This window comes from Lentzea sp. HUAS TT2 (genome assembly GCF_051853195.1).
Lineage (GTDB): Bacteria > Actinomycetota > Actinomycetes > Mycobacteriales > Pseudonocardiaceae > Lentzea.
Genome location: NZ_CP196667.1, coordinates 992029 through 1008677, shown reverse-complemented (window position 1 = coordinate 1008677; position 16649 = coordinate 992029). Strand labels below are relative to the sequence as shown.

The window sequence follows — 16649 nt, the reverse complement described above, 5'->3', positions numbered from 1 at the left end:
CAGGTGATCATGGAGCCCTGGAGAAACCGTCCCAACAACGAGATCGTCCGCAAGGTCGTCAACGAGTTGGGTGCGTCGCTCCAGGGCCACCCGCTGGCCGAGCAGGCGCGCTACCGCATGCAGAAGTGGAACGACCCGCGCGCCAAGCTCGAACGCAAGCGCAAGCGGACCAACGCCGTTCTCACGTTCTGGCTGATCGTGATCTCGATGCTCGGCACGCTGGCCGTGCTGGGCTTCACCGGCGTGCTCGGCACGTGGGCCGCCGTCACCGGGTCGATCGGTGCCGCGGTGCCCGCCGTCCTCGCTGTGCGCAGCGGGTTCAAGCTGCGTGAGCTGGGGGCCGCACGGCAGCGGCTGGAGCTCTCGCCGCCGCCACCGCCCCGGCCTCCGCTGCCCGCGCACATCTCGTCCGCGCGCGTGCCGATGGAGAAGCTCCACGGCGCCGAGGACACGATGACCCAGTTGCTGGTGCAGCTCGACTCGCCCGCGCTCACGTCGATGCCCACCGAGTCCGTCCAGCACGCCCGGCAGACCGCCCAGGAGGCCTCCTCGGCGATCCGCGCGGTCTCCGCGCAGCTCCAGGCCGTCGAACGCGCTCGGGACACCGCGCCGCATCTGGAGCGCGCCTCGTTGGTCGAGGGTGTCCGGGTGCTCAGGGCGCAACTGGCGGACGGCGTGGACCGCTACTGTGCGTTGGTCGCCGAGGCGGGCAAGGCGCTGGCGGCGAGCACGCAGTTCCAGAACCCCGGCGAGGTTTTGGACGATGCCACGGACCACATGGCCGGTCTGGCGTCCGCGATGCGAGACGTCTCAGGCTATTCAGCGTACTGAATATGACTCTCCGTAGTTGCATGCCGCTATTCGGCGAGTCTCTCTGGAGATCTTTAGGGCAATCGTGTGATTATCGGACCGTTATCTAGCCGTAGCCGCTACATGGCGTGGCAGGATTCCGGGGCCGGTCTGCGGGAAGTCCGGCTGAAATGCCGGGAGGCAGTGCGTTGGCGTTGTGGACCGTGCACGGGGACGGTCGGATCACCGACAGTGAGACCGTCGCACCCCAGGAGAGGGTGAGCTGGCCGCTCACCATCGGGTTCGGAGTGCAGCACCTGGTCGCCATGTTCGGCGCGACGGTGATCGTTCCCACCGCCACCGGTCTTCCCGTCGCCACCACCCTGCTGTTCTCCGGTCTGGGCACGCTGCTGTTCCTGGTGATCACCAAGAACCGCGTCCCGAGCTACCTCGGCTCGTCCTTCGCCTTCGTGGCGCCTCTGGTGGCCGCGCGCGAGCAGGGCATCTCCGCCCAGCTCGGTGGTGTCGTCGCCGCGGGCCTGCTGGTGATCGTCGTCGGCATCGCGGTCAAGGCGCTCGGCGTGCGGCTGCTGGAGTCGGTCATGCCGCCGGTCGTCACCGGTGCCGTCGTGGTCATCATCGGCCTGAACCTCTCGCACCAGGCCACCTCGAACTTCGCCGAGCAGCCCCTGGTCGCCGCCCTCACGACCGCCGTGATCCTGCTGGCCGGCGTGCTCGGCCGCGGTCTGGTGTTCCGGTTCTCGATCCTGATCGGGTTCGTGGCGATCTGGATGGGCGGCCTGGCGTTCGGCGCCGTGTCGTCCGAGCGGATCGCCGCGCTGCGCGACGCGGCGTGGGTGGGGCTGCCGAAGCTGTACCAGCCCGAACTGCGGCCGTCCGTCGTGCTGCTGATGCTGCCCGTCGTGATCGTGCTGGTGGCCGAGGTCGTCGGGCACGTGAAGGCGGTGGCGGCGCTGACCGGCCGCAACCTCGACGGCAGCGCGGGCGACGCGATCATCGCGAACGGCCTGTCGACCGCGTTGTCCGGCCTGGGCGGTGGCGCCGGCACGACGACGTACTCCGAGAACATCGGCGTGATGGCCGTGACCCGCGTGTACACGACGGCGGCGTTCGCGTTCGCCGGTGTGTTCGCCACGCTGCTGGCGTTCTCCCCGAAGGCCATCGCGCTGTTCGGCACCATCCCGCCGGGTGTGCTCGGCGGCTGCACGCTCGTGCTCTACGGCCTGATCGTGCTGGTCGGCGTGCGGATCTGGATGGACCGCGGCGTCGACCTGGCCAACCCGGTCAACGCGATGGTCGGCGGCGCCGCGCTCGTGGCCGGTGTCGGTGACCTGACCATCGGGATCGGCGACCTGGAGATGGGCGGCATGGTGTGGGGCTCGCTGCTCGTCGTGATCCTGCATCCGGTCATGCGCTGGCTCCAGGCTGCACGCCGTAGTTAGCCGACCACACCTTCGTGTGGTTTTCGTCCCTCCACTTCGGACCGATCCAGTTTCCGGTCCAGGGAGAGGGAGATTCACCATGGTTGCCGCGTACTACGTGGTGCTGTTCACGGCCTGCGCGATCATCGCGGGCAGCTTGGCCGCGACCCGCATCCGACTGCTGCGCCATCGCCGATGACGTCGCTCGCGTGGCTCATGGTTCCGCTGGCGATGATCGGTGTCGTCCGCGTGTGCGTCGTTCTGGTGGCGGCCGATCTCTACGATCTCTCGTTGTGCCGCTCACGCCCGTTGCCTTACACACCAACGGTGTGGGTCGTCATCCCGGCCTACAACGAGGAGCTGTGCGTCGCCCGCGCCGTGCAGTCCGTTTTGGACAGTGAGTACGAGGACGTGTCGGTGATCGTGGTCGACGACGGCTCCGTCGACGGCACGGTGGCCGCGTTGCAGGGCTTCGGCGACCGGGTTCACGTCGTCTCGCAGGAGAACGCGGGCAAGGCGGCGGCGATCAACGCCGGCATGCACCTCGTCGGCGACGGCCTCGTGATGGTGCTGGACGCCGACTCGACGTTGTCGCGGTCGGCCGTCTCGAAGATGGTCGCGCACTTCGCCGACCCGATGGTGCTCGCGGCGGCGGCGAACGTGAAGATCGCCGACCAGCGCGGTGTGCTGGGCTGGGTGCAGCGGCTGGAGTACGCGGTGGTGCACCGGCTCAAGCAGGGTTACACGGTCTTCAACTGCGAGTACGTCATCGGCGGTGTGGGCTCGATGTTCCGCACGTCGGTCGTGCGCGCGTGCGGTTACTTCGACACCGACACGATGACCGAGGACATCGACTTCTCGATGAAGATCCTGTCGCTGCGGGGCAACTTCGACTGGCGCATCATCTTCGCGGCCGACGCGATCGCGTACACCCAGGCGGTGCCGTCGCTCAAAGGCCTGCTGCGGCAACGGTTCCGATGGAAGTTCGGGCGGCTGCAGGCGTTCTACAAGCACCGCTCGCTCTTCTTCGGCCGTTCGTGCTCGCGCCTTCTCTCGTGGGTGCATCTGCCGTACACGGCGGCGGGGGAGGTGCTCGTGCTGTTCGAGCCCGTGTTCATCTACGTCGTCATCAGCGCGACGTTCCAGACGGGCTGGTTCACCGGCATCCTCTTGCTGTGCTCGGTCTACACGGGCGTGGCGGTGTTCACGATCGTCGGCGATCTGACGGAACCATGGCGCGCCAAGGCTCCGTTGCTGGCCTTGGCGCCGTTGGCCTACCCGCTGCTGATGGTGATCGTGTTCGTGGACTTCGTGGCGGTGCTGCGCTCGTTGTTCACCGTGTTGCGCGGCTACCGTCCGGTCGGCCGCTGGGAACACGTCGAGCGCACGCTCACCTCAGTGCCCGGTTGATCCTCGACACGAGCCCGGGGCCCTCGTAGATGAACCCGGTGTAGATCTGCACGAGGCTCGCACCGGCGTCGATCATGCGCTTGGCGTCGTCGGCGGTCGCGATGCCGCCGACGCCGATGACCGGCAGGTCGCTGTTCTTCGTGATGAACCGGACCACGTCGTTCGCACGCTGGGTCAGCGGCCTGCCGCTGAGGCCACCGGTCTCGGACGCGTGTGCGCTCTTGAGGCCCTCACGGCTCAGCGTGGTGTTCGTGGCGATGAGGCCCTTGATGCCGTTGTCGACGCACACCTGGATGACCTCGGCGATGGCGTCCTCTGTGAGGTCCGGCGCGATCTTGACCAGCATCGGCTTGTCCGTGGCCCTGGTGAGCGTCTGGACCAGCTCGGTGAGCGCGCCCTTGTCCTGCAGGCTGCGCAGGCCGGGCGTGTTCGGCGAGCTGACGTTGATGGCGTAGTAGTCGCCGTGGTCCTGCAGGGCGTTCAGCGAGTTCAGGTAGTCCTGGACGGCGTCCTCGACCGGAGTGATCTTGGACTTGCCGAGGCTGATGCCCAGCGGCGCCTTCAGCGGCGTCCGGTCGAGCTTCGCGGCAAGCGCTTGCGCACCCGCGTTGTTGAAGCCCATCCGGTTGATGATCGCCTCGTCCTCGCGCAGGCGGAACAGGCGCGGCTTCGGGTTGCCCGGCTGCGCGTGCCACGTGACGGTGCCGACCTCGACGAACCCGAACCCCAGCGCGGCCCACGCCGGCAGCGCGCGCCCGTCCTTGTCGAGGCCCGCGGCGAGCCCCACCGGGTTCGGGAAGCGGACGCCGAAGACGGTGCGCGGGTTGTTCTGGTTGCGGGCGAACCTCGCCAGCGGGCTGAGCTTGGCCATGACGTTCAGCGTGGTCTCGTGGACCCGCTCCGCGTCGCCGCCGTGCATGTTGAACAACGCCTTGCGAACCACCTGCTTGTACACCACGCGCTCACCCTATAACGCCAGCTCAGGGTGGGCGCGGGCCCCTCTCAGTTCCCGACCTCGGCCAGGCAGTCCGGCGCGGGGTTGCGGATCGGGCCGGTGAAGCCGAGCCCGGTGTTGCGGTTCGGCAGGTTCGAGACGCCGAGCAGCACCGAGTACCCGGCGGGGATGTCGCCGGGGCTCATCGTGACCGAGCCGTCGTCGGAGATGCGCGGGAGCACGTAGTCGCCGAGGAGGTCCATCTTGGTCTCGTCCAGCTCCGCGCAGTCGCGTGACATCGGCACGGCCTTCGCACCGATGCCGTACTCGCGCAGCTTCGCGTTGGCCGCGTCGACCCCTTTGATGTCCCGGATGGTGACCGTGACGCTGCCGTCGGCGTTCTTGGTGACCGCGTAGGCCTCGGAGTCGCCGCTGACGATCGCCACGGTGGCCGCACCGGCCACGGCGAGTACTCCCGCCGCCGCCAGCAACGGTCGCGCGGACCGCCTGTGCTGTTCCGGTGCCTCTTCGACCGTCTGGCCGTGCTCGCGCATCAGGTCGTTGAGCAGGTTGTCCTTGAACGTCGTCATCGCTGTCCCCCGTTCGATGCCAGGTCGCGGACCCTGCCGCGTGCCCGGAAGAGCCTGATCCGCAGCGCGCCGGACGACATGCCCAGCGCCTTCGCCGCGTCCTTCGGTGCCATCCCTACGAGGTCGACCAGTTCGACCACCTCGCGATCGGCTGCACTGAGCACCGCCATCGCCGCGATGAGCTCACGGCCTTCCCGTTCCGCGTCGATGCGCGTGACGAGGTCGGCGATCTCATCGGTGTCGAGCACGCGCCGCCCGTGAATGCGCGCGACCACGTCCCGGCCTCGTGTGACGGCCTCGCAGTGTTGTGCGAACACGCGGCGTGCGATCCCGAGGACCCAGCCTCGCGCCGTGCCTCTCGCACGGTCGAACGTCGCGAACGACGTGATGGCGGCGAGGAACGTGTCCGCGGTCAGATCAGCGGCTGTCTGCGGATCGGAGGTACGCCGCGCGAAGTACGACGTGACCACGTCGAACTCGGCCTCGTAGATCTCCGCGAACGCGCGCGCCGCACGGGTGGGAGACGGTGGCGGTGGATGTCGGGGTGCTGTCATCGGCTGACTCACGCCAATGATTGCCGACTTCCGCCAACGTCGTTACAGCGGCTTCGGCACCGTGATGGTCGCCTGCTCGTCCAGCGGCATCCGCGGCTTGGTCCGGAACGTCACCGGCAACGCCCGCAACCCCCGGCTGCCCAGCGACACCCGCCACCCCAGCGGCTGCGAGGTGTCCAGGGCCAGCCCGGCACACCGTCCCAGCAGGGTCCGGAACGCCACCTCGCCCTCCAGCCTGGCCAGCGGCGCGCCCAGGCAGAAGTGGATGCCGTGCCCGAACGCCAGGTGCTGGCGGTCCGCCCGTTCGATGTTGAGCTGGTCGGCCCGCGGGTACCGGTTGCCGTCGTGCTCGGCCGAGGCCAGCGACAGCAGCACGACGTCGCCCGCCGGGATCTGCACACCGCCGATCGTCAGCGGCTGCGTGGCGAACCGCAGCAGGTGCGAGGCCGGTCCGTCGAACCGCAGGAACTCCTCGATGGCGCCGGGCAGCAGTGACGACGAGCGCTGCAGCAGCTCGAGCTGCTCCGGGTGCCGCAGCAACGCCAGCGCGCCGTTGCCCACGAGGTCCACGGCGGTCGTGTAGCCGGCCACGAGCAGCAGGAACGCCAGCGAGGCCAGTTCGCTGTCGGACAGCGCGGCCTGGCCGGTCGAGCGCGCCAGTCCGCCGATCAGGTCGTCGTCACCGGATGTCCGCTTGTGCGTCACCAGGTCGCGCAGGTACCCGGAGGTCTCCTCACGGGCCGAGGACGCGTCACCGTCCGCCAGCCCGGTGACCACGTCCGCCCAGTAGCGGAAGTTCTCCTGGTCGACGGCGGGGACGCCGAGCAGCTCCATGATCACGGTGATCGGCAGCGGCGCCGCGAAGTCCGCGATCAGGTCGCAGCTCCCGGAGTCGGCGAAGTCGTCGGCCAGCTGGGCGGCCACCTGCTCGATCCGGGGACGCAGCGCGGCGATGCGGCGCGGCGTGAGCTGGCTCGACACCGCGCGGCGCAGGCGGGTGTGGTCGGGCTCGTCGCTGTTCATCATGTGCTCGGACAGGTCGCCGAACCACCACGACGCGAAGTGCGGATGGCCGCGCAGGGGTTCGGCGAGCGCGGAGCCGTGCGAGGACAACAGCGGGTTGTCCAACGCGGCGCGCACGTCGGGATAGCGGGTCACGAGCCACATAGGCACACCGAAGGTCTCGACCCGGTGCACGGGACCGGCGTCGCGGAGGCTCTTCAGCACCGCGTACGGGTCATCGGTGAAGCCGGGGCGCAACGCATCCAGATTGACCGCCATATTGGGGGACACGGCTGGTGGAGCGTCTCGGTTCAATCCTTCTGGCATTTTGGGCAGAAGTACACAAATCTGCCGTCGATCTCGTCCGATCGGACTCTTGTGCCGCAACGCAAACAGGGTTTGCCGGTCCGCTCGAAAACGTAGTGCTGAACGCGCCGGTCACCGGTGGTGATCTGTTCGGGCCGCCACTGGTTGGCCTGCAAGAGCTTGCGTGACAGCGCAACCGCACGTGAGGCGTCCACAGATGACACCGGGGTCGTGGGAAGAACTCCCAACAGGAAACACACTTCCGCGCGGTAGAGATTGCCGACGCCGGCCATGATCCGTTGATCCAACAATGCGAGCCCGACGGCCCGGGAAGGCTCGGAGGTCAACCGCTGAACGGCCTCAGCTGCGTTGAAGTCGGGCGCGAGAAGGTCCGGCCCGAGATGCGAGATGAGTTCATCTTCGCGCGAGGTCGGCACGAACTCCATGTCGTGCAGCGCGAATCCGATGGCCTGCCGGTCGTCCACCTCGAACACCGCGCGGGCCTGGTGCCCGGGACGCCGCCAGCGCTCACCCGGCCGGTAGAGGTGCCACGAGCCGTCCATGCGGAAGTGGCTGCGCAGGCTGTTGCCGTCGGAGAACCGGGTGAACATGTGCTTGCCGTACGTGCGCACGCCGAGCACGTCCAGCCCGGTCAGCTCCAGCGTGGACAGGCGGGGGTGGCGGAGCTCGGCGCGGCGCAGCGTCTTCCCGGCCAGCGCCTCGTGCATCCGATGGCCGGCCAGGAAGACCGTGTCCCCCTCAGGCATCCACCGCTTCCTGGATCTCGTCGTCGTCGAAGTCGTGGTGCACGGCCCGGCGCCGGCTCCGCGAGATGCGCTGGATGCGGGCGAGCAGCAGGTTGAACGCCAGCGCCACCTCACGCGCGCCCGGCGTGCCCCACTCGTGGATCGGCATGCACGCGCCCTGTGCCTGCTGCACGGCGAGACGGTCCGGCAACGCCACCGGCATCACCAACGGGCCGAAGATGTCGCGCAGTTCCTCGATGCGGAACTGGTGCTCGTGCGAGCGCGGCCGCACGCGGTTCACCACCACACCCAACGGCTGCAGGTCGGCGTTGTTGCTCTCCCGCTCGTTCTGCACGGCTTCGAACGCCCGCTGGACACCCGCCACCGCGAACATCGTCGGCTCCGTGACCAGCAGCGCGCGGTCGGCCGCCACCAGCGCCGACCGGGTCAACTGGCCCAGCGACGGCGGGCAGTCGAGCAGCACGAGCTGGTACGGGAACTCGTCGTACATGTCCCGCAACGTGCGCAACGCGTCTTTCAGACGATGCAGGCGCGACTCGTTCGGATCCGGGTGGTTGAGCAGCTCCGCGTCCTCGGACCCGGACAGCACGTCGATGCCGTCGCCCCACCTGCTCGGGCGGATCGCCTGCTCGACGTTCTCCTCGGAGGGGTCTTGCAGGACGTCGTAGATGCTGGCCTTGGACTCCTCTGGCTCCAGCGTCGACGTGGCGTTGCACTGCGGATCGAGATCGATCACCAGCGTGCGAACGCCACGACGGAGCGCGGCTGAGGCGAGGCCGAGCACCACCGTCGTCTTGCCGACGCCTCCCTTGAGGCTGAGCACGGACACCGTATGCACAGACCTACTCTAGGGTCTCCTACTCTGTTGGACATGCGACCGGACGCCGTACAGAGGGTGCTCGACGCCGAATTGGCCGCCGCACGCGAGCGCAGGGGTGCAGGACCCCGCGTGCTCGACGTCGGTGGTGGCAGCGGCGTCTGGGCCGTACCCCTAGCCGCAGCGGGGTGCGAGGTCACGGTCGTGGAGCCCTCCCCGAACGCACTGGCCACGCTCAACACCCGTGCGCGCGAGGCAGGGGTGACGATCAACGCGGTCCAGGGCGACACGGACTCGCTGGGCGTTCCCCCTGGTGAGGCCGATCTGGTGCTCGCGCACGGGCTGCTGGAGGTCGTCGACGACGCACCGGCCGCGCTCGCGTCGCTGGCCGCCGCGGTGGCGCCGGGCGGGGCGGTGTCGCTGCTGGTCGCGAACCGTTTCGCGGCGATCCTGCACCGCGCGATCGCCGGCCGTATCGTCGACGCGCGAAGGTTGCTGGACGACGACGCCGGTCAGCTCGCGGGCACGCGTGACCCGTTGCAGCGCCGGTTCGACGTCCCGGGTCTTGAGAAACTGGTTCTCGAGGCGGGGCTTTCTGTCGAGCTCCTGCAAGGACATGGCATCGTCTCCGATCTCGTGCCCGGTGTGGTGCTGGACGCGAATCCGGGTGCCGCCGACGCGCTCGCCGAGCTGGAACTGGCCGCCGCCACGCGGTCCCCGCTCCGGGACGTCGCCGCCCGGCTGCACGTGCTCGCCCGACGGACTGTCTGAAACCTCGTGCATTCGGGACATTTATGACACTGATGAGTGGTCCCAAACAACGCGGCGGCGAAAGATAATGGCTCCGCCGCCGACGTAGGGACCAACGCGATGGAAAGTTCCGACCTGCTGGCCTCATTGGTCAACGAGGCCGTAGCGGGTGACCGGCATGCCGTCGAACGGCTGCTGGCCTCCGTGCGACCACTCGTGGCGCGGTACTGCCGTGCGCGGGTTGGTCGCAATGAACGGGCGTACGCGTCGGCGGACGACGTGGCGCAGGAAGTCTGCCTGGCGGTGCTGACGGCGCTGCCCACCTACCGTGAGCAGGGAAGACCGTTCCTTGCGTTCGTGTACGGCATCGCCGCGCACAAGGTCGCGGACGCCCATCGGGTCTCCGCGCGCAACCGTTCCGAGCCCGTCGCCGAGGTGCCCGACGGTCCGTCGCAGGCCGTCGACCCCGAGGAGAACGCGCTGCTCGGCTCGCTGTCGGTACGGCTGGGCCAGCTGTTGCGCGGGCTGCCGGACAAGCAGCGCGAGATCCTGCTGCTGCGCGTGGTCGTCGGCCTGACGGCGGAGGAGACGGCCGAGGCGATCGGTTCGACGCCGGGTGCCGTGCGCGTGGCTCAGCACCGTGCGCTGGCCAAGCTGAGGACGTCCGTGGGGGTCGAGGAGCTGATTTGACCGGCGCCTTCTACGACGACCTGGCCGGGACGTACGACCTGATGTTCCCGGACTGGGACGCGTCGATGGCCCGGCAGGCGTCGCAGCTCGCCGAGTTCATTCCGGCGGGTGCGCGCGTTCTCGACTGCGCGTGTGGCATCGGCACTCAGGCGATCGGTCTGGCCTTGCGCGGCTATGAGGTCGTGGGCACCGATCTGAGCCCCAAGGCGGCTTCTCGGGCCGTCGCAGAGGCGTCTGCGCGGGGCGTCGCGTTGCCCGCGTTCGCCGCGGACATGCGTTCGCTGCCGTTCGCAGACGCCTCATTCGACGTCGTGCTGGCGGCGGACAACGCGCTGCCCCATTTGCTGACCGCTCAGGACGTGCTGGCGGCGCTGCGGGAGATGCGGCGAGTGCTCCGGCCCGGCGGCCGGCTCGTCCTCTCCACGCGCGACTACGACGCGATCCGCGCCGAACGGCCGCTGTCGACCCCTCCGTCCGTCGGGCCGGGGCGCGTCGTGTGGTTCCAGCTCTGGCACTGGGACGGCGATCAGTACGAACTGGAGATGTTCCGGCTGCACGAGAACGACTCGTGGCGCGTCGTGGTGGGCAAGGCACGGTATTGGGCGATTACTCGTCATGAAATCACCGAATTGGCGGAACGCGCCGGTTTCGGTTACGTGGAGTGGTTGCTCCACGCCTATTACCAACCGCTCTTCGTTGCTGCAAACGGGTGACGTTTGAAGTTTCTCCCTACTTTCCGCATAAGGAGTGACGCGTCGCACGTCTCCTCCACGGGACGTCGACGAGGGGACGCTTCGGATGGAGAGTTCGGCTTTATCCGCGGAACTGGTCAGCCTGGCCGTGCAAGGCGAGCGCAGGGCCACTGACCAGCTACTTCGCTACCTGCGACCGCTGGTGGTGAAGTACTGTCGCGCGCGAGTCGGTCGTTCCGCGACAACCGCGGACGACGTTGCGCAGGAGGTCTGCCTGGCCGTGCTGACGGCCCTTCCGAAGTATCGGGAGCAGGGCCGGCCGTTCCTCGCGTTCGTCTACGGCATCGCCGCGCACAAGGTCGCCGACGCGCATCGGGCTATGGCTCGTAACCGTGCGGAGCCGGTCGCCGAGGTGCCCGATGACGTCGTGCGCGGCGCCGGACCGGAGGAGTTCGTCCTCCAGGACGAGCTGAACGGAACGCTGGGGAGGCTGCTTCACGTCCTGCCGGACAAGCAGCGCGAGATTCTCGTGCTGCGCGTCGTGGTGGGCCTGTCCGCGGAGGAGACCGCGGAGGCGGTGGGGTCGACGCCGGGGGCGGTTCGTGTCGCCCAGCACCGCGCGATCGGTCGCCTCCGCAAGGAAATCGAGTCATTAGCTGTCCCGATCGGGTGACATTCGTTTGCGTTTGTTACGAGTAGTGGCAAGTGCGTGGGGTGAACGCACCCAAACGACATACCTAGAGGGCAGGAAGACGCCGACATAAGGACCAGGGGGCATGGGAAGTTCGGACTCAGCGCTTGCCGCCGAGCGGCTGCGCATGGACGGGGTGCTGGTTCAGCACTTCCGTGAGTCAGGGCTTACCGGGGCTCGCTGGGACCAGTTCCACCGTCAGCTTCTCGGGCGCGGCCTCACGATCGTTACGAAACTCGTGCGATCCGGTGCCATGTTCTCCCGCTGCGGGCAGCAGGGCCGCTACCTGCACAGGCAGGAGATCTCGCCGCAGGTGGCCGAGGAGCTGGCGAGCGACGCGGTGTACGACGGGTACGTCTACTTCCGGGAACGGGGTCTGCTCGGCCGTGAGTGGTCGGTGGAGCACGGACTCCCGTTGGAGGAGTACTTCGTCAACGCGTGCGTGCTCGCGTTCCCGAACGTGTACCGGCGCTGGCAGACGCATGCGCACGGCTGGCAGGACGTTCGGCTCGTGGAAAGCGTGGCCTCGCTCGAACACGTCGTCACCGAGGCGACGCCCGAGGACGCGGTCATCGAACAGGCGGCGGCCAACGCCGCGTTCGCGACGCTGAGCGAGGACGGCAAGCGGTTGCTCTTCCTTCATGACCAGGGCTACTCGCATGCGGAGATCGGTGAGTTGATGCGACTCACCCCGCGCGCGGTCGAAGGACGGATCCGGCGGGCGCGTCTCGCGGTGCGCCGGCGTCCAGAAGAGGAACGGTGATCTGCGTGGAGTTCACACCCGGCCTGCACCGCAAGGTGCCCGCGGAAGCCATCCAGGGCTCTTCCGTCGGTGGGCCGGTCTCCGCGTCGAGGGGGACCCTCGACGCGTTGGTCGAGCGGACCGCCGGTGGCGCCAAGGAGCCGGTCGACCCGCCGGCGCCCTCCTACTACTCGGGTCGCCCACAGGCTGCCGACGAGCACGTTGCGCGCGCTGTCGCCGGTGATCGCGCCGCCATCGAACGGCTGCTCGGCACCATCAGGCCGTTGATCGTGCGGTACTGCCGCGCGCGCGTTGGCTCCTTCGCGTCGGCGGACGACGTGGCGCAGGACGTGTGCCTGGCCGTGCTGACCTCGTTGCCGTCCTACCGCGACCAGGGGCGTCCGTTCCTGGCGTTCGTCTACGGGATCGCCGCGCACAAGGTGGCGGACTCGTTCCGCAGCTTCTCGCGCAACAAGGCCGAGGCCGTGCCCGAACTGCCGGAGTCGATGGACACGGCGGCGGGACCCGAACAGCGGGCGATGCAGGGGGAACTCTCGGAACAGATGGCGACGCTGTTGCGGGTGCTGCCCGAGAAGCAGCGCGAGATCGTCGTGCTGCGCGTGATGGTGGGGTTGTCGGCGGAGGAGACGGCCGAGGCGGTCGGTTCGACGCCCGGCGCGGTGCGGGTGGCCCAGCACCGGGCGTTGTCGCGGCTGCGCAAGGAGCTCAGTAGCGCCAGCGAGTGACGTTGGCGATCCCCTGAGGGCTCGCGTCCTTGTACCGCTCCATCTCGCCGCGCCGCACGTCGGCGAGCGTGCCCGCCAGTTCCTGGCCGAACGCCTCGGTCAGCACGGCGTCCTTCTCGAACTCCTCGACGGCTTCCCTGAGCGACGTGGGCAGGCGCTGGACGTCGCCGAGCAGTGCGGGGTCGACGTTGAGGCCCTCCGGCAGCGCGGCCTCGGTCGCGATGCCGTCCAGACCGGCCGCGATCACACCCGCGACGACGAGGTACGGGTTCGCGGTCAGGTCGAAGCACTTGATCTCGAGGTTGTCCTTGATCAGGCGCAGTGCCGTCTCGCGGTTCTCCTCGCCCCATGCCACGAACGGTGCGGCCCACGTGTTCGGCACGAGCCTGAGGTAGCTCGCGAGAGAGGGACAGCCGACCGCGCACAACGCGCGGAGGTGGTTCAGGACGCCAGCGCTGAACTGCCTGGCCTCGTCCTGGAAGCCGTCGAAGAGGTTCGTGCCGTCGCGCCAGAGGCTCAGGTGCAGGTGGCCGCCGTTGCCGACGCCGCCGTTGACGACCTTGGGGGAGAACGACGGACGCATGCCGTGCCGGATCGTCACGGCGCGGACGGTCTCCCTGACGAGCACGGCGGTGTCCGCGGCGTTGATCGGGTCCTCCGGTGCCGTGGAGACCTCGAACTGGCCGGCGGCGTACTCGGGGTGGAACTGGAGGACCTCGACGTCCTGCTGGTCCAGGGCGTTGAGGAGGTCGACGCAGTAGTCGGACAGCTCGACCTGGCGGGCGTGGCCGTACGCGGAACCGCTGGTCGCGGGGACCCAGTCGTCGGTGTTCTGCTTGCCGACGCACCACTCGACCTCGAAGCCGGCCTTGGCGGTGAGGCCTCGGGCGGCGAGGTTCTGTTGTGCTTTGCGAGCCTGCAGGCGCTGGTCCATCGGGTAGGGGACGCCGCTCTGGAAGTGGCGGTCGGCGGGCGCCCAGGCCCAGCCCGGCTGGCCCGCGAGCACCGTGAGGCGGCTGAGGTCGGGGTGCAGGCGCAGGTCGCCGACCGGACCGCCGGCGTACCGGCCCTGGATGATCCAGTCGTCGAACAGGAAGACGTCGAACACCGGTGACGCGCCCACGCCGTGCGCCGCCGCGTGGGCCAGTCTGCGCAGGGGGACGGACTTGGTGCGGGTGATGCCGCTGTTGTCGACCCAGGTGAGCGCCACGACGCTCACGTCCCGTGCGTTGAGCCCGTCGAAGAGCTCCGTTGCCCGCTCGAACCGCTGGTCCCGTTCCGCAGAGTCCACGATCCTAAGGTTATGGGCATCTTGCCGTTCGTCGCCGAACTCGGACTGATCGACCACCACTGCCACGGTGTGCTGCGGGTCGACAGCACGCGCCCTGAGTTCGAGTCGTTGTTGTTGGAGGCCGATGCGGTCTCTCCGCTCGGTGGGTCGTTCTTCGACTCGGCGGTGGGGTTCGCGGTGAGGCGGTGGTGCGCCCCGCTGCTGGACCTGCCCCGGCACGCGTCCGCCGACGAGTACCTCGAACGGCGGAACTCGCTGCACATCGCCGAGGTGTCGCGGACGTTCCTGATGGCGTCCGGGATCCACACGTTCCTGGTGGACGGCGGGTTCCAGCCGGAGCGGCTGTTGCCGGCGACAGACCTGGCCGGGCTGGGCGGGGGTGTCGCGCACGAGATCGTGCGGCTGGAGGTGCTGGCGGAGTCGGTGCGGCCTGCCGTGTCCGCCGCGGAGTTCGTTCCCGCCGTTCGGGCGAGGCTCGCGTCGTCGTCGGCGGTGGGGGCGAAGTCGGTCGCGGCGTACCGGATCGGGCTGGGTCTCTCGGGTGAACGGCCTTCCGACGCGGACGTGGAGCGGGCGGTCGCGGCGTGGTCGCCGGGGCGGCTGGAGGACCCCGTGGTGATCACCTGGCTGGCCTGGGAGGCGTTGGACGCCGGGCTGCCGTTGCAGTTCCACGTGGGCTACGGCGACTCGGACATCGACCTGCACCGGTGCGACCCGTCGTTGCTGACGCCGTTCCTGCGGGCGACGGCGGGGCTGGGCGTGCCGGTGTTGCTGCTGCACAACTACCCGTTCCACCGGCAGGCCGGGTATCTCGCGCAGGTGTTCCCGCACGTGTTCTGCGACCTCGGGCTGGCGACGCACGGGCTGGGGCACCAGGCGTCGCGCGTGTTCGCCGAGGCGTTGGAGATCGTGCCGTACGGGAAGTTCCTGTTCTCGTCCGACGCGTTCGCGCTGCCTGAGCTGTACTACCTCGGCGCGTTGCTGTTCCGGCAGGCCTTATCGGACTTCCTGGCCGATGGGTTGCGCCGTGATGCGTTTGTGGAGGACGACGCGCATCGGATCGCACGGCTCATCGCGTCGGAGAACGCGGCGCGCGTGTACAAACTGTAGGATTTCCATCGAACTGACGTTCGAGAGGGGTGTTCATGGGTCGCAGTGCGAACCTGCCACGCGGCCTGGTCGACCGGTTCCGTGCGCGTGACGGAGTCTGGCCTGACGACACGGGCTGCCGGATGCTGCACGTCGACATGGACGCCTTCTACGCGTCGGTGGAGATCCGTGAACGTCCCGAACTCGAGTCCGTGCCCGTCGTCGTCGGCGGGATCGGTGGGCGTGGTGTCGTGTGCTCCGCGAACTACCTCGCGCGTGAGTACGGCGTGCGCTCCGCGATGCCCACCGCGCATGCCCGCCGGCTGGCACCTCATGCCGTGTACCTGCCGCCGCAGTTCGACCTCTATCAGGAGGTCTCGCGCGGGGTCATGGCGATCTTCCGCGACATCACGCCGCTGGTGGAGCCCTTGTCGTTGGACGAGGCGTTCCTCGACGTCGGCGGCGCGCTGCGCCGGCTGGGCATGACGCCGGGCGGAGTGGGGGAGCTGATCAGGTCCCGCGTGTTCGCCGACCACGGCGTGAGCTGCTCCGTAGGTGTCGCGTCGACGAAGTTCCTCGCCAAGCTCGCCTCGGGCATGTGCAAGCCCGACGGAATGATGGTCGTGCCGCACTCCGCGTCTTTGGAGTTCCTGCACCCGCTGCCGGTGTCGGCGTTGTGGGGCGTGGGCGCGAAAACCGCCGCGCGCCTGGAGGAACTGGGCCTGGACACCGTCGCCGACGTGGCCGCGATGCCCCTCCCGCGCCTGCGCCGCAAGGTGGGTGTGGCGCTGGCGGAACACCTGTACGCGCTGGCCGCCGGAGTCGACGACCGCGCGGTGGTGCCGGTGTCGCGCGAGAAGTCGATCGGCGCCGAGGAGACCTTCGAGGTGGACGTCACCGACCGCCAAGTGCTTCGCCGCGAACTGCTGCGCCTGTCGGAACGCTCAACGGGTTCGTTGCGCGCCAAGGGCTTGCACGGCCGAACCGTGTCGATCAAGGTCCGCTTCTCCGACTTCACGACGATCACCCGCTCCCGCACCCTCCCGGTGGCGACCGACGTGACCCAGGAGGTCTACCGCGTCGCGACCGAACTGCTGGACACCCAGACCCCACCCGGCGCGGTCCGCCTGATCGGCGTCCGAATAGAGGGACTTGACAACGCCGACTCCGCCCAGCAACTGATCTTCGACGCCCCAGAACGAGGCTGGCGCGAAGCCGAACAAGCCGCTGACCAGGCCCGTTCCCGCTTCGGCTCGCTAGCCGTCCGCCCGGCCTCCCTGCTCCGCGAAAGTCCAGAAAGGACAGCGGAGTTCGAACCGAAGCCCGAGTGATCGCAACCTGTCCACA

18 protein-coding genes are annotated in these 16649 nt (G+C 68.8%); 11 read left to right on the top strand and 7 right to left on the bottom strand.

Annotation, left to right across the window (positions count from 1 at the left end; translation table 11 throughout):
* The first annotated feature begins 9 nt into the window (after window positions 1–9).
* The 3 genes from pspM (at window position 10) to ACSHWB_RS05050 (ending at window position 3641) form a co-directional block, all read left to right on the top strand.
* Entirely contained in the window at window positions 10–831 is an 822-nt protein-coding gene (gene pspM, locus ACSHWB_RS05060; protein ID WP_439660921.1) for a phage shock envelope stress response protein PspM, read from the top strand.
* A 236-nt stretch (window positions 832–1067) separates the two neighbouring features.
* A complete protein-coding gene (locus tag ACSHWB_RS05055; protein WP_439660920.1) occupies window positions 1068–2252 on the top strand; it encodes a uracil-xanthine permease family protein in 1185 nt (394 codons plus the stop codon).
* A gap of 174 nt (window positions 2253–2426) precedes the next feature.
* A complete protein-coding gene (locus ACSHWB_RS05050; RefSeq protein ID WP_439660919.1) occupies window positions 2427–3641 on the top strand; it encodes a glycosyltransferase in 1215 nt (404 codons plus the stop codon).
* Here ACSHWB_RS05050 and ACSHWB_RS05045 read toward each other — a convergent pair.
* The 6 genes from ACSHWB_RS05045 to ACSHWB_RS05020 are packed head-to-tail and all read right to left on the bottom strand — an operon-like array spanning window position 3622 to window position 8632.
* Window positions 3622–4599: a quinone-dependent dihydroorotate dehydrogenase gene (locus tag ACSHWB_RS05045; RefSeq protein ID WP_439660918.1), complete on the bottom strand. Its 978-nt coding sequence runs from the start codon at window positions 4597–4599 to the stop codon at window positions 3622–3624. The genes ACSHWB_RS05050 and ACSHWB_RS05045 overlap by 20 nt on opposite strands.
* 44 nt (window positions 4600–4643) lie before the next feature.
* Entirely contained in the window at window positions 4644–5165 is a 522-nt protein-coding gene (locus ACSHWB_RS05040) for a hypothetical protein (protein WP_439660917.1), read from the bottom strand.
* Window positions 5162–5719, bottom strand: a complete 558-nt coding sequence (locus tag ACSHWB_RS05035) for an RNA polymerase sigma factor (RefSeq protein WP_439660916.1) — start codon at window positions 5717–5719, stop codon at window positions 5162–5164. Before ACSHWB_RS05035 ends, ACSHWB_RS05040 begins: the two co-directional genes overlap by 4 nt.
* A 42-nt stretch (window positions 5720–5761) precedes the next feature.
* The gene (locus ACSHWB_RS05030; RefSeq protein WP_439660915.1) at window positions 5762–7000 is read right to left on the bottom strand and encodes a cytochrome P450 family protein; all 1239 of its coding nucleotides are present in this window, start codon (window positions 6998–7000) and stop codon (window positions 5762–5764) included.
* A 32-nt stretch (window positions 7001–7032) separates the two neighbouring features.
* Window positions 7033–7794: an Fpg/Nei family DNA glycosylase gene (locus tag ACSHWB_RS05025; protein ID WP_439660914.1), complete on the bottom strand. Its 762-nt coding sequence runs from the start codon at window positions 7792–7794 to the stop codon at window positions 7033–7035.
* Window positions 7787–8632, bottom strand: a complete 846-nt coding sequence (locus ACSHWB_RS05020) for a ParA family protein (protein ID WP_030479497.1) — start codon at window positions 8630–8632, stop codon at window positions 7787–7789. Before ACSHWB_RS05020 ends, ACSHWB_RS05025 begins: the two co-directional genes overlap by 8 nt.
* A 33-nt stretch (window positions 8633–8665) precedes the next feature.
* Here ACSHWB_RS05020 and ACSHWB_RS05015 point away from each other — a divergent pair, with 33 nt between their 5' ends.
* The 6 genes from ACSHWB_RS05015 (at window position 8666) to shbA (ending at window position 12922) form a co-directional block, all read left to right on the top strand.
* Window positions 8666–9382 (top strand): class I SAM-dependent methyltransferase, encoded by a 717-nt coding sequence (locus tag ACSHWB_RS05015; protein ID WP_439660913.1) that lies wholly within the window; start codon window positions 8666–8668, stop codon window positions 9380–9382.
* 99 nt (window positions 9383–9481) lie between these two features.
* A complete protein-coding gene (locus tag ACSHWB_RS05010; RefSeq protein WP_439660912.1) occupies window positions 9482–10051 on the top strand; it encodes a sigma-70 family RNA polymerase sigma factor in 570 nt (189 codons plus the stop codon).
* Window positions 10048–10764, top strand: coding sequence for a methyltransferase domain-containing protein (locus ACSHWB_RS05005; RefSeq protein WP_439660911.1), 717 nt, complete (start codon window positions 10048–10050; stop codon window positions 10762–10764). Before ACSHWB_RS05010 ends, ACSHWB_RS05005 begins: the two co-directional genes overlap by 4 nt.
* 85 nt (window positions 10765–10849) lie before the next feature.
* Window positions 10850–11416: a sigma-70 family RNA polymerase sigma factor gene (locus ACSHWB_RS05000; RefSeq protein WP_439660910.1), complete on the top strand. Its 567-nt coding sequence runs from the start codon at window positions 10850–10852 to the stop codon at window positions 11414–11416.
* A 103-nt stretch (window positions 11417–11519) separates the two neighbouring features.
* Window positions 11520–12197 carry a sigma factor-like helix-turn-helix DNA-binding protein gene (locus ACSHWB_RS04995; RefSeq protein WP_439660909.1) on the top strand — a complete coding sequence of 226 codons (678 nt, stop codon included), beginning with the start codon at window positions 11520–11522 and terminating at the stop codon, window positions 12195–12197.
* Between the two features lie 233 nt (window positions 12198–12430).
* Window positions 12431–12922: an RNA polymerase sigma factor ShbA gene (gene shbA, locus ACSHWB_RS04990; protein ID WP_439664519.1), complete on the top strand. Its 492-nt coding sequence runs from the start codon at window positions 12431–12433 to the stop codon at window positions 12920–12922.
* Here the strand turns inward: shbA and ACSHWB_RS04985 are convergent.
* Window positions 12903–14213: a glutamine synthetase gene (locus ACSHWB_RS04985; RefSeq protein WP_439660908.1), complete on the bottom strand. Its 1311-nt coding sequence runs from the start codon at window positions 14211–14213 to the stop codon at window positions 12903–12905. The genes shbA and ACSHWB_RS04985 overlap by 20 nt on opposite strands.
* Window positions 14214–14225: 12 nt before the next feature.
* Between ACSHWB_RS04985 and ACSHWB_RS04980 the strand changes: the two genes are divergently transcribed.
* Both ACSHWB_RS04980 and ACSHWB_RS04975 read left to right on the top strand, forming a co-directional pair.
* Window positions 14226–15323: an amidohydrolase family protein gene (locus ACSHWB_RS04980; protein ID WP_439660907.1), complete on the top strand. Its 1098-nt coding sequence runs from the start codon at window positions 14226–14228 to the stop codon at window positions 15321–15323.
* A gap of 35 nt (window positions 15324–15358) precedes the next feature.
* On the top strand, window positions 15359–16633 hold the full coding sequence (locus tag ACSHWB_RS04975; protein ID WP_439660906.1) for a DNA polymerase IV: 1275 nt from the start codon (window positions 15359–15361) through the stop codon (window positions 16631–16633).
* Window positions 16634–16649: the final 16 nt, after the last annotated feature.

Bases quoted from the DNA above. Each gene is read 5' to 3' on its own strand.
- ACSHWB_RS05030 (WP_439660915.1), bottom strand. From the start codon at position 7,000: ATGGCGGTCAATCTGGATGCGTTGCGCCCCGGCTTCACCGATGACCCG.
- ACSHWB_RS04975 (WP_439660906.1), top strand. From the start codon at position 15,359: ATGGGTCGCAGTGCGAACCTGCCACGCGGCCTGGTCGACCGGTTCCGT.
- ACSHWB_RS04995 (WP_439660909.1), top strand. From the start codon at position 11,520: ATGGGAAGTTCGGACTCAGCGCTTGCCGCCGAGCGGCTGCGCATGGAC.
- ACSHWB_RS05040 (WP_439660917.1), bottom strand. From the start codon at position 5,165: ATGACGACGTTCAAGGACAACCTGCTCAACGACCTGATGCGCGAGCAC.
- ACSHWB_RS05015 (WP_439660913.1), top strand. From the start codon at position 8,666: ATGCGACCGGACGCCGTACAGAGGGTGCTCGACGCCGAATTGGCCGCC.
- ACSHWB_RS05035 (WP_439660916.1), bottom strand. From the start codon at position 5,719: ATGACAGCACCCCGACATCCACCGCCACCGTCTCCCACCCGTGCGGCG.
- ACSHWB_RS05050 (WP_439660919.1), top strand. From the start codon at position 2,427: ATGACGTCGCTCGCGTGGCTCATGGTTCCGCTGGCGATGATCGGTGTC.
- ACSHWB_RS05010 (WP_439660912.1), top strand. From the start codon at position 9,482: ATGGAAAGTTCCGACCTGCTGGCCTCATTGGTCAACGAGGCCGTAGCG.
- ACSHWB_RS04980 (WP_439660907.1), top strand. From the start codon at position 14,226: ATGGGCATCTTGCCGTTCGTCGCCGAACTCGGACTGATCGACCACCAC.
- pspM (WP_439660921.1), top strand. From the start codon at position 10: ATGGAGCCCTGGAGAAACCGTCCCAACAACGAGATCGTCCGCAAGGTC.
- ACSHWB_RS05025 (WP_439660914.1), bottom strand. From the start codon at position 7,794: ATGCCTGAGGGGGACACGGTCTTCCTGGCCGGCCATCGGATGCACGAG.
- ACSHWB_RS05000 (WP_439660910.1), top strand. From the start codon at position 10,850: ATGGAGAGTTCGGCTTTATCCGCGGAACTGGTCAGCCTGGCCGTGCAA.